Source organism: Kitasatospora sp. NPDC058243, from assembly GCF_042882025.1.
Taxonomy (GTDB): domain Bacteria; phylum Actinomycetota; class Actinomycetes; order Streptomycetales; family Streptomycetaceae; genus Kitasatospora.
In genome coordinates, this window is the sequence record NZ_JBHVWW010000016.1 from 1 (window position 1) to 13,046 (window position 13,046).

At 69.9% G+C, this 13,046-nt stretch carries 12 protein-coding genes and 4 pseudogenes; 6 read left to right on the forward strand and 10 right to left on the reverse strand.

The window, feature by feature from the left end; all coding sequences use genetic code 11:
* Positions 1 to 480 precede the first annotated feature (480 nt).
* Together ACFVX9_RS13550 and ACFVX9_RS13555 are read right to left on the reverse strand one after the other, a co-directional pair.
* A pseudogene (locus tag ACFVX9_RS13550) lies at positions 481 to 600 on the reverse strand (NUDIX domain-containing protein); the annotation flags it as partial.
* 72 nt (positions 601 to 672) lie between these two features.
* Positions 673 to 1,059, reverse strand: a pseudogene (locus tag ACFVX9_RS13555) (NUDIX domain-containing protein); the annotation flags it as partial.
* Here ACFVX9_RS13555 and ACFVX9_RS13560 point away from each other — a divergent pair.
* Positions 949 to 1,497: a GNAT family N-acetyltransferase gene (locus tag ACFVX9_RS13560; RefSeq protein ID WP_387981694.1), complete on the forward strand. Its 549-nt coding sequence runs from the start codon at positions 949 to 951 to the stop codon at positions 1,495 to 1,497. The pseudogene ACFVX9_RS13555 and the gene ACFVX9_RS13560 overlap by 111 nt on opposite strands.
* 79 nt (positions 1,498 to 1,576) lie before the next feature.
* On the opposite strand, the gene alaS is transcribed toward ACFVX9_RS13560, so the two are convergent.
* The 6 genes from alaS to ACFVX9_RS13590 form a co-directional block, all read right to left on the reverse strand.
* Positions 1,577 to 4,228 (reverse strand): alanine--tRNA ligase, encoded by a 2,652-nt coding sequence (gene alaS / locus ACFVX9_RS13565; RefSeq protein WP_387981696.1) that lies wholly within the window; start codon positions 4,226 to 4,228, stop codon positions 1,577 to 1,579.
* Between the two features lie 161 nt (positions 4,229 to 4,389).
* Positions 4,390 to 5,136 carry an HAD family hydrolase gene (locus tag ACFVX9_RS13570; RefSeq protein ID WP_387981698.1) on the reverse strand — a complete coding sequence of 249 codons (747 nt, stop codon included), beginning with the start codon at positions 5,134 to 5,136 and terminating at the stop codon, positions 4,390 to 4,392.
* The gene (locus ACFVX9_RS13575) at positions 5,133 to 5,684 is read right to left on the reverse strand and encodes an orotate phosphoribosyltransferase (RefSeq protein ID WP_387981700.1); all 552 of its coding nucleotides are present in this window, start codon (positions 5,682 to 5,684) and stop codon (positions 5,133 to 5,135) included. Before ACFVX9_RS13575 ends, ACFVX9_RS13570 begins: the two co-directional genes overlap by 4 nt.
* Positions 5,681 to 6,280, reverse strand: coding sequence for an LOG family protein (locus ACFVX9_RS13580; protein ID WP_387981701.1), 600 nt, complete (start codon positions 6,278 to 6,280; stop codon positions 5,681 to 5,683). Before ACFVX9_RS13580 ends, ACFVX9_RS13575 begins: the two co-directional genes overlap by 4 nt.
* Positions 6,277 to 7,149 carry a hypothetical protein gene (locus ACFVX9_RS13585; protein ID WP_380481401.1) on the reverse strand — a complete coding sequence of 291 codons (873 nt, stop codon included), beginning with the start codon at positions 7,147 to 7,149 and terminating at the stop codon, positions 6,277 to 6,279. Before ACFVX9_RS13585 ends, ACFVX9_RS13580 begins: the two co-directional genes overlap by 4 nt.
* A 55-nt stretch (positions 7,150 to 7,204) precedes the next feature.
* A complete protein-coding gene (locus ACFVX9_RS13590) occupies positions 7,205 to 8,038 on the reverse strand; it encodes an aspartyl/asparaginyl beta-hydroxylase domain-containing protein (RefSeq protein ID WP_380481399.1) in 834 nt (277 codons plus the stop codon).
* A 381-nt stretch (positions 8,039 to 8,419) separates the two neighbouring features.
* On the opposite strand from ACFVX9_RS13590, the gene ACFVX9_RS13595 reads away from it, so the two are divergent.
* From ACFVX9_RS13595 to ACFVX9_RS13610, 4 genes and pseudogenes are all read left to right on the forward strand, one after another.
* Positions 8,420 to 9,826 carry a hypothetical protein gene (locus ACFVX9_RS13595; RefSeq protein WP_387981703.1) on the forward strand — a complete coding sequence of 469 codons (1,407 nt, stop codon included), beginning with the start codon at positions 8,420 to 8,422 and terminating at the stop codon, positions 9,824 to 9,826.
* A gap of 23 nt (positions 9,827 to 9,849) precedes the next feature.
* Entirely contained in the window at positions 9,850 to 10,425 is a 576-nt protein-coding gene (locus ACFVX9_RS13600) for a GNAT family N-acetyltransferase (RefSeq protein WP_380481395.1), read from the forward strand.
* Between the two features lie 32 nt (positions 10,426 to 10,457).
* Entirely contained in the window at positions 10,458 to 10,802 is a 345-nt protein-coding gene (locus ACFVX9_RS13605) for a hypothetical protein (protein WP_387981705.1), read from the forward strand.
* A 147-nt stretch (positions 10,803 to 10,949) separates the two neighbouring features.
* Positions 10,950 to 11,039, forward strand: a pseudogene (locus tag ACFVX9_RS13610) (NUDIX hydrolase); the annotation flags it as partial.
* 92 nt (positions 11,040 to 11,131) lie between these two features.
* Here ACFVX9_RS13610 and ACFVX9_RS13615 read toward each other — a convergent pair.
* A pseudogene (locus ACFVX9_RS13615) lies at positions 11,132 to 11,835 on the reverse strand (amidase family protein).
* Between the two features lie 146 nt (positions 11,836 to 11,981).
* Between ACFVX9_RS13615 and ACFVX9_RS13620 the strand changes: the two are divergent.
* On the forward strand, positions 11,982 to 12,572 hold the full coding sequence (locus ACFVX9_RS13620; RefSeq protein ID WP_387981706.1) for a TetR/AcrR family transcriptional regulator: 591 nt from the start codon (positions 11,982 to 11,984) through the stop codon (positions 12,570 to 12,572).
* Here the strand turns inward: ACFVX9_RS13620 and ACFVX9_RS13625 are convergent.
* The gene (locus ACFVX9_RS13625; RefSeq protein ID WP_387981708.1) at positions 12,562 to 12,942 is read right to left on the reverse strand and encodes a CBS domain-containing protein; all 381 of its coding nucleotides are present in this window, start codon (positions 12,940 to 12,942) and stop codon (positions 12,562 to 12,564) included. The two genes, ACFVX9_RS13620 and ACFVX9_RS13625, sit on opposite strands and share 11 nt — an antisense overlap.
* Between the last annotated feature and the right edge of the window lie 104 nt (positions 12,943 to 13,046).

The window sequence follows — 13,046 nt, forward strand, 5'->3', positions numbered from 1 at the left end:
ACTGAGCACCCAACGGAGCTCCCTTGCGGACAGTCGGATCTTGGTCGATCTTCTGTCTTACCGGGGGCTCCGTTGCCGTGTCCCGAGATCATCTGCGGACCATCAGATCGTGGTGAAATTCCCCATGCCGACAGCGGGCTATCCGCCCAAATCGGCCACCGCCATGCGCTCTACCTGCGGAAACGCCCTAACTCACCGGCATTGCCCTGACCTGCATGGATGCTGGCCCGACCAGTCCTTCGGGGCCCGGCGCAGACCGCTGCTGTCCACTGTTCTCCACCCGTTCCGGCACGGATCTGGCACGTGTCGGGGCCGTCCTGGAGGCGGTCGGCGCCCGGGCTTCCCGGCTGCACGTCGATGCTGTCACGACCCGCGGGGCTCCCGAACTCCCCCTATCTGCTGGACGGCCCCTGTTGGGCGAACGACGAGGAGGCCGAAGACTTCAGGAGGCAGTCCCTACCTCAGGGGCCAGTACAACTAGGCGGCGGTCTCCCCGATGTCCTGGGCTCCACCGGGCAGGGCCCACTGGCCGGTGTCGCGGCGGCGTTGGAGCAGGATGGCACCGGTGTGGTCGATGACGAGCAGGTTGCTGGCGGGGATAAGGGTGTTGGCCTTCGGCGCGTCGGGGTCGTCGAGGTACTCGGTCCTACCATGCCGGAGCTCCTTGACCTCCCGGGCCGCGCCTTCGCTCGGAGTCTCACCGGGGTGGAGGTAACCGCCCGGGATCTCCCATCCCGGCTTGTACGTGGGCTTCACCAGGAGCACGCGGTCAGCTTCGTCGAAGAACAGCACGCCGGCGGCGGTGCGCGGCTGGGCAACGACCTCAGGCGCGTCGGAGTCGCTCATGGCAACGACTGTAGTGGTCCACGCTGGGTTACCACCTAAGTCCTGGCCGAAGCATCGATCACCCAGCAGGCCGTAGGTCAGCGTTCGGCCGACACTGTTGCTGTGACTTTTCGATCGACTGATCCGGCGGCCCGAGAGCGCCCCTTTGGCCTCGGCACCGTGCGGCGATTCGCCGAAGGGGACTCGGCGGAGCAGCTGACCCGCCTGCTGCATCTCGCATACGCCGATCACGCCGCCGCTGGGCGGGTCTTCTTTGCCTCGTACCAGTCCGCGCAGGACACGGCCTACCGCCTGGGCAAGGGTGAGTGCTGGGTGGCGTTCCAGGGGGACGAGATGGTGGCGACGGTGACGGTGGCGGCTCCTTTCGCGGCCCCGGAGGGATACCCGGCTCCGGCGGGCGCGGGGTCGTTCTGGCAGCTGGCGGTGGAGCCGTCGCGGCGGGGCACCGGGCTGGGTCAGTGGCTGCTGGCGCTCGCGGAGGAGCGGATTGCCGCGTTGGGTTGCGGACAGATAGTGATCGACACGTCGTCCCAGGCGAGCGAGCTGGTCGGCTGGTACCGCCGGCGTGGCTACGTCCCGGTGGGCACGTGGCGGTGGGACGTCACCAACTACGAAAGCGTTGTCCTGGTGAAAGACCTGCTGGTCCGCTGATCGTGGTGGCGGAGGCATGCACTGGGCGGCGGCTCCGCGCCGGGCCCGCCGCCCACAGCATGCTCATGCACGCGGACGTCTACTCGTTGAGGACGCGGGTCGCCGCCTGGACAGCGATGCTGAGGGCCTCGTCCAGGGCTTCGACGCGGCGGCCTCCGGCGTTGGCGACTGGCCCCTTGCCGCCTGTTCCGCCGCCTACGGCGCGGGCAGCACCCGCAAGGATCTGGCTGGCCTCGGCTCCGTCGCTGAGAAGACTAGGCGTGATGGCGGCGACGAGCAGGGCTTTGCCGTCGTGTTCGGTCCCGAGAACGACCACGGCGCGGTCGTTGCGGAGGCGGTCGGCTGTGCCGGCGGCGAGGACGCGGAGGTCATCCGCCCCCAGCCCCGTGACCCGCTGCGAGACGATCCAGCCTCCGGGTACTTGGCGGGAGCCCTCGGCGAGTTGTCCGGCCTGGTTCCGTAGTTCGGCCTCGCGCAGGCGGACGAGTTCCCGCTGTGTGATGGCCATGGCGTCGAGGCGCTTGTGCAGGGCCTCGGGGGCATCCGTGGGGCGTGTGCCGAGGAGTGTGGAGACCTCTTCGAGCAGTCGGCGTTCGGTGTCGTGGTGGCGGAGGGCCCCGTGGCCGGTGAGGGCTTCGATGCGGCGGAGGTTGGAGCCGACCGAGGACTCGCTGAGCAGGCGGAAGGCACCGACCTGGGAGCCGTGGCCGACATGGGTTCCGCCGCACAGCTCGCGGGAGAAGTCGCCGATGTCGACGATGCGCACGGTGTCGCCGTACTTCTCGCCGAACAGGGCGATGGCGCCGGCGGCCTCGGCTTCGACGCGGTCGGCGTACCAGGCCCGGACGCCCGGGTCGTCGAGGACGTGGGCGTTGACGGCGGCTTCGATCTCGGCGAGCTGGTCGGGGTTGAGGGCGGAGAAGTGGGCGAAGTCGAAGCGGAGCCGGTCGGGTTCGACGAGGGATCCTTGCTGGCGGGCGTGGTCGCCGAGGGTGGCGCGGACGACGGCGTGCAGGATGTGAGTGGCCGAGTGGGAGCGCATGAGGCCCTTGCGGCGGTCGGCGTCGACGGTGGCTTCGCCGCTCGCTCCGGTGCGGATCTCGCCTTCGATCACGCGGGCGCTGTGGACGCGGAAGCCTTCCAGGCCATATCGGGTGTCGGTGATCAGCAACAGCGTGCCGTCGTTGGTGCGCAGGGTGCCGGTGTCGCCGATCTGGCCGCCGGCCTCGGCGTAGAACGGGGAGCGGTCGAGGACGAGTTCGACGTTGGCGCCTTCGGGGGCGGTGGTGACGGCGCCGTCGGAGATCAGGCCCAGGACGGTGACCTCTGCCGTGAGGTGGTCGTAGCCCAGGAAGTCGGTGCGGGGCAGGTGGGCGGACAGCTCGCGGTAGGTGTCCTGCTGGCGCAGGGCTTCGGTGGTCTTGGCCTTGCCGCCGGCCTTGGCACGCTTCTTCTGCTCGTCCAGCAGGGTGGCGAAGCGGTCCTCGTCGACCGCCAGTCCGGCGTCGTGGGCTGCCTCGACGGTCAGTTCCAGGGGGAACCCGAAGGTGTCGGCCAGTTCGAAGGCGGTCTCGCCGGGCAAGGTGCTGGAGCGGGTCTTGCGGGTACGGGTGATCGCGGCGTTCAGCAGCCGGGTGCCCTGCGTGAGGGTGCGGGTGAACGACTCCTCCTCGGCGGTGACGACCTGCTCGATGAGGGCGGCCTGGTCGGAGAGTTCGGTCCAGACGGCGCTGAGGTTGGCGATCAGGCTGCTGGTGGTCGGCGCGAGGACGTCCTGGTCGATTCCGAGCAGGCGGGCGTGGCGGATCGCGCGGCGCATGAGGCGGCGCAGGATGTAGCCGCGTCCGTCCTTGGCGGGCAGGACGCCGTCGGCGATGAGGAAGGCGATGGAGCGGGCGTGCTCGGTGACGACCTGGAAGGAGATCTTCTCCTCGCCGGTGCCGGGGTAGTCGCGACCGGCGAGTTCTTGGACCGTCTTGAGGGTGGGCAGGAGCAGGTCTGTGGTGCAGACGTTCTCGACGCCCTGGAGGATCGCGGCGAGGCGGTCGAGGCCGAGGCCGGTGTCGATGCTCTGCTGGGCGAGGTCGCCGAGGATCGGGAAGTTGCCCTTCTTGTCGCCCTCGCCGCGCTGGGATTGCATGAAGACGAGGTTCCAGATCTCCATGAAGCGCTCGCCGTCGACGGCGGGGCCGCCTTCGGGGCCGAAGGCGGGGCCTCGGTCGTAGTGGAGTTCGGAGGAGGGTCCGCAGGGTCCGGGGACGCCCATGGACCAGAAGTTGTCGTCCATGCCCAGGCGTTGGATGCGCTCGGCGGGGACGCCGATCTTGCGCCAGAGCTGCTCGGCCTCGTCGTCGTCCTGGTAGACGGTGACCCAGAGCCGGTTCTTCTCCAAGTTGTAGCCCTGGGTGAGGAGTTCCCAGGCGTAGGCGATGGCGTCGGCCTTGAAGTAGTCACCGAAGGAGAAGTTGCCGAGCATCTCGAAGAACGTGGCGTGCCGGTTGGTGCGGCCGACGTTGTCGATGTCGGAGGTACGGGCGCACTTCTGGATGGTGGTCGCGCGGGGGTATTCCGGGGTGACCTCGCCCAGGAAGTAGGGCTTGAACTGGTTCATGCCGGCGTTGGCCAGCAGCAGGGTCGGGTCGGAGGGGATGAGCGGGCTGGACGGGACGTGGCGGTGGCCGCGCGAGGTGAAGAAGTCCAGGAAGGTGGAGCGGATCTGCGTCGAGCGCATGGCGGTAGGGCCCTCACGGAAGAGTCGCGGAGAGGTGGGGGGTGATCACACGCCGAGCCGGGCCGAGAACAGGGACTGAGAAGTTCTCAGTTCTCCAGCTCGACGCAGATAGCTCGCGCCCCCACGGTGTAGACCATGACTCCAGATCCGTTGCCCACTGCTCACTGGTGGCGCAGCCCACGCGTTGATCCTGTGTGTGCTGCACCACCAGCTGCTCCGGCCAGCGTAACTGATCTGACGTCAAGATCGCTTGCAGTTCCTGTCGGATTACCCGCGTGCAGCAGGGCGAACACTACGTCGGTGAGCTCGGCAGGGTCGAGCAGGATCAGGTCTGCTCCGAAGCCTGCGAGCGCCTCGGGCTCGGTGAAGCCCCAGCCCGCACCCACGGAGGTGACGCCCGCCGCTCTGGCGGCGTAGATGTCCGCGTCCGTGTCCCCGACGAAGACGGCGGCGCTGGGAGCAATGCCGAGTCGGTGGAGGGCGAGATGGAGGCCGTCGGGCGCGGGCTTGGGCGTCGCATCCTCATAACAGACCGCGGTCTCCATCAGGTCGAGGATGTCCATCGGCAGCAGCCAGCCCAGCCGGCGGTGGTCCCGCCGGGTGACGATGCCGGTGGCCAGGCCCTCGGCCCGGAGCTTCTTCAAGGTGTCCCTGACGAATGGGAAGACGACGGCGTCGAGGCTGGCAGTGGCGGTGGCCGCATCCCAGCCGTCCTCGTTGATCGCTCCGTACAGGCCCAGCTCGGCCAGCACCTGCGCTCGCGGGGCGGTCGCGGCCCATGGCGGGAGGTTCGCGACGTTGATTCGGCGGCCGAGCGCGGAGGTCGCAAACCCTGCCAGGGCGGCGAGTTGGGCGGCCTTGCTGTCGACGAGTACGCCGTCGACGTCGAAGAGCGCGGCTCGTCTCACGCGGCGTCTCCGTTCCTGGGCGAGGGCAGGTCGGCCTCGGTGAGCAGGCTGTGCAGGGTGACCCGCTGGTCGGCCAGCAGCGCGCGTCCGCCGAGCGGGCGTTCCAGCACACACAGAGCGTCGGTGACGGGGGCTCCGGCGATTCGCAGGATGCGGGCCATGTGGAGCAGTTGGCCGCCGGAGCGGACGACGTCGTCGACGAGGACGGTGCGTCGGCCGTCGATGGCGGCGCCTTCGATCTGGCGGTGGGAGCCGTAGCGCTTGGGCTGGCGGCGCAGGAAGACGGCGGGCAGGCCGGTGGCAGCGGACAGAGCGACGACGAGGGGGACGCCGCCGAGTTCGATGCCGGCCAGGACCTGGGCGTCGTCGGGAACGAGGTTGGCCATGGCGGCTGCGGTGTCGCGCAGGAGCGTCGGGTCGGCGGCGAGGCGGTACTCGTCGAAGTAGGCATCGAGCTGGGTACCGTTGGCGAGCTTGAACGAGGCGTTGACGCAAGCGGTTTCGGCGAGCCTGACGGCGAGGCCGGACAGCGGTGTGCTGGTGGTCATGCTCCTCCGATCGGGGCCGTATCGAGGGCGGCGAGCTGAGCGCAGAAGGCGTCAGCGGACTCGGTGGCCGTGAGGAATCCGAGCGGTCGGGTGGGAGTCTCGAAGAGCCACTTCTCCTCGCGCAGGAACGCGAGCAGGCGAAGGGCGGTGGGTCCGGCGAGATACACCGGCATGGGGCGGACGGTGGTCGCGTAGTAGAGGGCGGCGGTCAGCTCGTGCAGGGTGCCGACGCCACCGCCCATCGCAACGACCAGGTCGGCGTGTTCCAGGTAGTGGTTGAGACGGGCACCGAGGTCGGGCAGGTGGACCGACGAGGTGGCGTGCGGGTTGAACGCTCCCCACTCGTCGTGCTTACCGATCAGCGTGACCGCGGTGACCGTGGCTCCCTGCGAGGAGGCCCCGCGGGCGGCAGCCTCCATCAGCCCGTTGTAGCCGCCGTGGAGAAGGGAGTACCCGGCTTGGGCCAGGGCCCGGCCGATCTCCTCGGCCAGCTTCTCCTCCTCGGCGGAGGCTGGGACTACGCCTCCGAAGAAGACGGCGGTAAGGCCCTCTCGGGCCCGGCTGGTCGCCGGGCCCGAGAGGTGAAGCGCGTTCACACGAGCTCCAGGTAGGTGCGGTAGGCGGCGACGGCGTCGCGCAGTCCGTCGAGTGCTTCCGGGCAGGTGCGGTTCACCAGAGCGAGCATCCGCTCGATCGCCGAGTCGACGTCCGCGGCCAGCGGGATCGCCGGCCCGCTGATCGCCGCGTCCAGGTCGCCCAGGCAGGCCCGGCCGATCGGGGTGACGGCGATCTCCTCGCGGAGCTGGTACCAGCCCCAGTACCGGGAGGCCGGTGCGAGGGCGGTCTTGATGAGGTCCTTCGTCGCGGTGTGCAGCCGGTGCCACTCGGAGTAGGCGACGAACCGCTGGCCGCGCTTGATGCGCTTGTGGAGCAGTACGGCCAGCACCAGGTGCTCGATCAGCAGCTCGGTGCACGAGTGCGGCCGGGCGAGGAACTCGGCGGCGAAGCGCTCGGCCAGCGCGACCGCTTCCGGGGCGGCAGGTGCGGGCCGGCGGTCGAGGAGCGGGGCTGTGGCGACCGTCGCCTGCAGGTGGGGGATGCGGGACGCAGGCGCGAGGTAGAGGTCGATCTGGTGCAGCCTGCCCTCATCCGGGATGAGGAAGACCGTCCCGACCCCGCCGAGGTCGGCGACGATCGTGTCGCGCCAGCCGGGCAGCAGGGCGCCGGCCTCGATGGACATGAGGTCGTTCAGGGCCTCGGCGAAGGCGGGCAGCCGGGCGTCATGGACGCCGACGACGAAGTCGACGTCGGAGAGGCGGTCGGCGGTGCCGTGGGCCAGTGACCCGCGGACCATCAGGTGGGTGACGGCCGGGGAGGTGGCCAGGATGTCGGCGAGCTTCGCCAGGAGCGGGAGCTGGGTCGGGCGGTTGGCCTGGGTGAGCTCGGCCAGTTGCAGGGTGGGCATGCGCGTCCTCCGTTCGGATTCCGGCGGGGGTGGACAGTACGAGGTGAGCCGCCGGTCAGGGCGTGAGGGCAAGGAGGCGCCGCTTGGCCACCGTCCAGCGCGTCGCGGCCTCCATGTCGCCGAGCGAGGTGTGCAGTTCGGCGATCAGGTCGTAGACCGTGCCCTCGGGCAGGGCGTACGCGTAGAACAGCCGCAGCAGCAAGCGTTCGGCCGCGTCGGTGTAGCCAAGCGCGGCCATGCCGCGGGCGGCCTCCAGCCGTTCGGCGAGCATCGTTTCGTCGGCGGTGGGTAGCGGTTCCGCAGCCGCAGGGTGGAGGGACGGGCGCCGCGCGAGCCGCCGGTAGACGTCGTCGGCGTACACGTCGGCGATCAGGTGGATGCGGTCGGGGCCGAGCAGGTTGCACACCCCGTGCGCGTAGGTCGGCGTCAGCCGCCAGATCCGGCCGCCGGTCATGTGCACCTTCGTGCCGCCGGTGACCAGGAACGCGGAGGAGTTGGTGTGCAGCGGGATGTGCAGCCGGTGCCGTTCGACCTGGTCCAGTTCGTCGTAGTCGCGGTGTTCCCAGAGGAAGGCGTTGGCCTCCAGGCGGGCCAGGCGCACCCACATGTAGTTCAGGCCCAGCTCGGCCAGCAGTGCGGCGGTGGCCGGCATCTGTCCGAGGAGCGCGGTCGGCTGGGCGGTGCAGTCGCCGATCGTCACGTCGCCGGCGTCGCCGGAGGCGTTCATGAGCGAGGTCGTCCACCAGCCGCCCGACTGGTAGGCGCTGTACTCCGCCTTCCAGGGGGCCCGCGCAGTCAGGGCCTCGTGGCGAATCCGTTCGAGCTGTGCGGGATCCACCGCGTCCAGTTGGGCGATCTGCCCGGCCAGGGTGGTCAAGGTGTTGTCCATCAGTTCCCTCCCGTCGCCGACCTGCTGCTCGGTAGGCCGGGTCCACGTGGTGCTCGACGTGGGTGTTCTCGGGGGCTGCTGGTCTCAGCAGCTGATCTCACGCTTCGCTGTCAGGAATGCACGGAAAGCGAAGGAGTGCTCAGGATGGCGGCGCGCCGAGGGGCTTCGATACGACGCCGCTGCCGTCTTCTGGCCGCCGCCGTTCGCGGGCGGAGCGAGGGGCTTGCGTCGTTGCGCGTCATGACTGCCGTCATGGCCGCCGTCATCTCGGTCGGGCGGCGCCTGAAGGGGTTTCCTGTCGAGCTGCCAGGGCTATCGTCAGAACAGACGAACGGGGATCGGAGAGGATCTGCTGTGGCTCAAGATCCAACGCTGTTGAGGGTGTTGACGCTACAGCGGCACTGGCAGGTACACGAGACCTTCCGGCTCCGGTTCGAAGCAACGGCCAACCGGCTGGCACGGGAGGACGACGACCCTCGACTGGAGGGACTGTCGGTCTCCAAGCGCCAGTTCGAACGCTGGTACGGCGGCGCGGTCAAGACACGGCCGTATCCGGACCTGTGCCGGGTTCTTGAGGCCATGTTCGGAGTCAGCGTCGACCTCCTCCTGGCGCCCGCCCCGGCGAATCCGGGTCCGGAAGCCGTCGCGCCATCGTTCTTCGTCCCACCGCCACGGCCGGCCCCCGTCCTCCTCTCGTCCGAGCAGGCGCGCGTGTCGCCTGCTGGTGACCCGTTCGGCATCGAGACCCGCCTCGACGCGGGCACCACGGAATTGGAAAGGCAGGTTGTGATGGCAGCTCGTCGTGCGCTTCGGTTCACCGCGATGGCGGAGGGCAGCAGTGTCGGCCCGGAGACGCTGGGGCAGATCCATGACGAGGTGCGGCGGCTGACCGCTGCCTATCCCCGGCTAGCCCTCCCCACTCTCCTCGGCGACCTGGTCGAGGTCCAGGACCTCACCTTCCGGTTGCTGGAGCACGGCAGGGTCAAGCCCCTGCAGGCCCGCGAGCTGTACCTCCTCGCCGGGATCACCTCGGGGATGCTCGCCAAGGCCAGCCACGACCTGGGCAACCCGAGCGCCGCGATGATGCAGGCCCGCACCGCCTACGTGTGCGCCGACAACGCCGACCACCACGCGATGCGCGCCTGGATCCGCTCGTTGCAGTCGCTCATCGCCTACTGGGCCGGCCGCCCGGGTGAAGCCGCAGACTACGCCGCGCTCGGGCAGTCCGCTGCCGGCAGCGTTCGCGGCACCACGAGCGTGTGGCTCGCCTGTCTGTCCGCTCGCGCCAACGCCCTGCTCGGCGACGGCGAGGCCACGCGCGCTGCCATCCAGCGAGCGGAGGACGCCCGCGCGACGGTCCAGCTCGACGACCTCGACGGCTTCGGCGGCATCATGACCTTCCCGGTGCCCCGACAGCTCTACTACGTCGCCGAGGCCACCGTGCACCTGGGCGAGGACCCCGCGCTCGGCGAGAGACAGTCGGAGGCCGCCGTCACCGCGTACCGCAACGCCGCCGAGGACGAGTGGGCCTTCGGCGACGAGGCCGGCGCCCAGACCGACCTCGCGCTCGCCCGCATCGCCCGTGGCGAGTTCGAGGGCGCAGCCGAGGCTGTTCGTCCGGTACTCGATCTCCCCTTTGAGCAAAGGAACTTCGGCATCACCAGCAGTGCCCAGCGCGTCCACAGCGCGCTGCGCGCCGACAGCCGCCGAGATGGAGGAGCGGTCGTCAACCTGCGCGAGGAGATCGAAGCCTTCACCGCCACCCCGACGTCGGTCCTCATCCGGTGACCACGCCGGTAGGCTCCGAAGCCATGACCTCAGTCCACCTGGCCGGCCCTCGCCTGGCACTGCGCGAAGTCGAACCCGGGGATGCCGACGCCCTTCTGGCCATCTACGGCGACCCGGAGGCCACTCGGCATCTCAGCTTCGAGCCGCGCACCCTGGACCAGGTCCAGCTGATCACCGACCGCTCGATCGCGTCGGCGAAGGACAGCCCGAGGACGGAGTACTGCCTAGCCGTCACCCGACTCGGCCAGCACGACCTGATCGGCTACGCCCGCCTGGCGACCGAGCCCCAGCAGGCGGCCACCATCGGCTTCGCCCTGCACCCCGCCGTGTGGGGGCGGGGGCTGGGCGCGGAGACCGTCCATCTGCTGTGCGCGCTGGCGTTCAACAGGCTTGGCCTGCACCGTGTCTGGGCAGCCCGCTCGCCACTCAACGAGGCTTCGGCGCGGACTCTCCTCCGGGCCGGGATGACCGAGGACGGCCGTATCCGCGATCACGTCTTCGTCCGAGGCGCGTGGCGCGACTCGATCACCTACTCGATCCTGGAACAGGAGTGGTCGCCGATCGACGGGGTGGAGACCGCCGCTGCCGACGGAAGCTGACCTTGGGGGAACGTGTGCTTACGGACCCGGCAGTGCCCCACCAGGTGATACCCGGGATCACCGACTTCGTCCGTGGCGGCCTGCCCGCTCCGGCCGCCACGGACGACGGCAACCACTGGGTCGACGGCGTCTGCTGGCTCTACTGCGGTCAGCAGCGGACACGCGTGCTGTGGATCGGCCCGGCGAGCGTGGCCGGCGCCCAGGCGGCGATGTACGCCTGCGGGCCCTGCATCCAGGAACTCCAAGAGCGGGTCTGGCAGTCGATCGTTCTCAACGACGAACCAGGCCAGCCCGGTCCAGCAACAGATTTGGAAACAGCGGAAGGCCGGCGTGCGGGACGTCATCGCGGCCCCCGCAGGTTCCTGCGTCGCACATGAATTCCAGGGCCGCCCTCTGCGTCACTGACTCAGCGAGGGCGGTCACAGTGCTGGTCTCGCCGAGCAGCGTCCTCGGACATCGCCGAGTTGCTTCGGAGACGCCTCCACGATCAGTCACCCGTCCTATCCGCCCCTTGAGGAGCCGACGTGAACCCGACCACTCACGAGCCCCCGGGCATCGCCGCCGCGATCGTGGTCCGCGAAGGTCGCGTGCTGATGTTGCGGCGGCGCACATCGACAGCCACGCCGGCCACACGCGGGGGCGCCGGGTCGTGCTCGTCCGAGCCGCTTTCTGTGCGGTCGCACGACCCGGTTCCCCAGGGCGTTCGTCAGCGGCCCGGGGTGTTTCCCGCCCAGACGGGGGGCATGCGGTGCGACCACGGGCTCGCTTGTTCGAGTTGCCCGGCGAGGCGGAAGAGGCGGTCTTCGCGGCCGTACCCGGCGGCGAACTGCATGCCGATCGGCAGTCCCGTCCCGGTGTCGGCCGTCAGTGGTACGGACATGGCGGGCGTGCCCGCCACGTTGAACGCCGCGGTGAACGGCGAGCGGTCGAGGAGGCGGTCGATCCAGCCGAGGCCGTCCAGCGTCTCCCCACCCTCGGTGTAGGTGTTCAGGAGCGGGGGGAGCTCCGGCAGGGTCGGGGTGAGCAGGGTGTCGTACGCGTCGAAGTGCCGTGCCAGGCTGCGGGCGACCTGGTTGCGGACCGCGAACGCGGCGACGAACTGGGCGCCGCTGACCTGCTGCCCGTAGTGGTAGCTGGTGCGGCCGCGAGACGGCTGCCCAGCTCCATGCGCCGCCCGGCCATGGCGACTCCGATGTCCTTGATCAGGAAGGGGACCCCGGCCAGCGGTGCGCTGCCCGGGCTGGGCGCGTCGTCGATGGGCCAGGTCTCCACGATGGCGTTGAGCTGCGGATCGACTGCCTGCGCGGCCCCTCGGGCGACGGCTTCCAGTTCGGCGGGGGTCACCTCGCGGTCGGCCACCAGCTCGGCGAGCCCGACCGCGTCGAAGCTCGTGTATTCGGCAATCCTCACTTGTCACTCCCAGCGGAAAGAGCGATACCGGTCAGCATCTGACGATACCGAACGGTATCGTATGGTGCTGCTTGGTATCGTGGCGGAAGCGGGAAGGCGAGTGGGAAGGCCCCTCGGAACCGCCGACCGGACGTCACGGAGCAGTCATGACATCGAGCACCAGAAGGCCGAGCAGGGTGGCCAAGCTGCCGCCGCGTGAGCGCATCCTCGACGCGGCGGAAGAGCTCTTCCAGAGCGAGGGGATCCGGCGGGTGGGCGTCCAGGCGATCGCCGAGAAGGCCGAGACCACCAAGATGGCGATCTACCGGCACTTCGAGACCAAGGACGCACTGGTCGCGGAGTGGCTGCGGATCGTCGCCGCCGACTACCAGGCGGCCTTCGACCGGGTCGAGGCCGAGCACCCCGGCCGGCCCGGGGAGCAGATCCTGGGCCTGGCCCGCTTCATCGCCGAGGGGCTGCCGGCCATCTCGCACCGGGGCTGTCCGTTCATCAACTCCATCGCCGAACTGCCCGACCGCTCCGACCCGGCGCGGCAGGTCATCGAGGAGCACAAGGCCCACCAACTGCGCAGGCTGGTCGCCATGTGCGCCGAGGCCCGGCTGCCCGACCCGGCGCAGACCGCAGCCGAGATCACCTTCGTGCTCGAAGGGGCGCAGGTCTGCGCGCAGAACGGCAGCGTCGACCAGGCGGGGGAGCGCCTGATGAGGATCGTCGAGGGGATCGTGTCTAGAAGCTGAGCAGGCCGATGGCGTGGCCGTCGTGGTCCACCACCGGCCACGCGTCCAGGCCGCGGGCGCGCATGGTGGTGGCCGCCGTGGTGGCGGGCATGTCGGTGGTGGCGAACGGGGCGCGGTCGAGGACGATGTCGCGCACCGGAGTGCGCTCGGTGTACCAGGACCGGGCCTGGAACGGCGCGAGGTGCAGGCGGGTCAGCAGCCCGGCGCAGCGGCCGTCGTCGTCGCGGACGAGCAGGTGGTCGCTTCCGGAGCTCTGCAGGACGTCCATCGCGGTGTCGACCATGACGTCGTCGCTGATCTGCAGTTCCGGGCGTTTCATGAGGTCGCCGACCGTGGCGGTGCTTGCGGGGTGTCCGGGGGCGATGGTCATGGGCGGGCTCCTTCGTGTCGCTGCTGCCGGGGTGCCGCGGAGGGCTGGGAGGGACTGGGGAGGCCTGGGCGCGGCTGAGCGGGCCCGGTCCGCATGGTGAACCG

Bases quoted from the DNA above. Each gene is read 5' to 3' on its own strand.
- ACFVX9_RS13625 (WP_387981708.1), bottom strand. From the start codon at position 12,942: ATGACCATCGCCCCCGGACACCCCGCAAGCACCGCCACGGTCGGCGAC.
- alaS (WP_387981696.1), bottom strand. From the start codon at position 4,228: ATGCGCTCGACGCAGATCCGCTCCACCTTCCTGGACTTCTTCACCTCG.
- ACFVX9_RS13590 (WP_380481399.1), bottom strand. From the start codon at position 8,038: ATGGACAACACCTTGACCACCCTGGCCGGGCAGATCGCCCAACTGGAC.
- ACFVX9_RS13575 (WP_387981700.1), bottom strand. From the start codon at position 5,684: ATGACCACCAGCACACCGCTGTCCGGCCTCGCCGTCAGGCTCGCCGAA.
- ACFVX9_RS13585 (WP_380481401.1), bottom strand. From the start codon at position 7,149: ATGCCCACCCTGCAACTGGCCGAGCTCACCCAGGCCAACCGCCCGACC.
- ACFVX9_RS13620 (WP_387981706.1), top strand. From the start codon at position 11,982: ATGACATCGAGCACCAGAAGGCCGAGCAGGGTGGCCAAGCTGCCGCCG.
- ACFVX9_RS13600 (WP_380481395.1), top strand. From the start codon at position 9,850: ATGACCTCAGTCCACCTGGCCGGCCCTCGCCTGGCACTGCGCGAAGTC.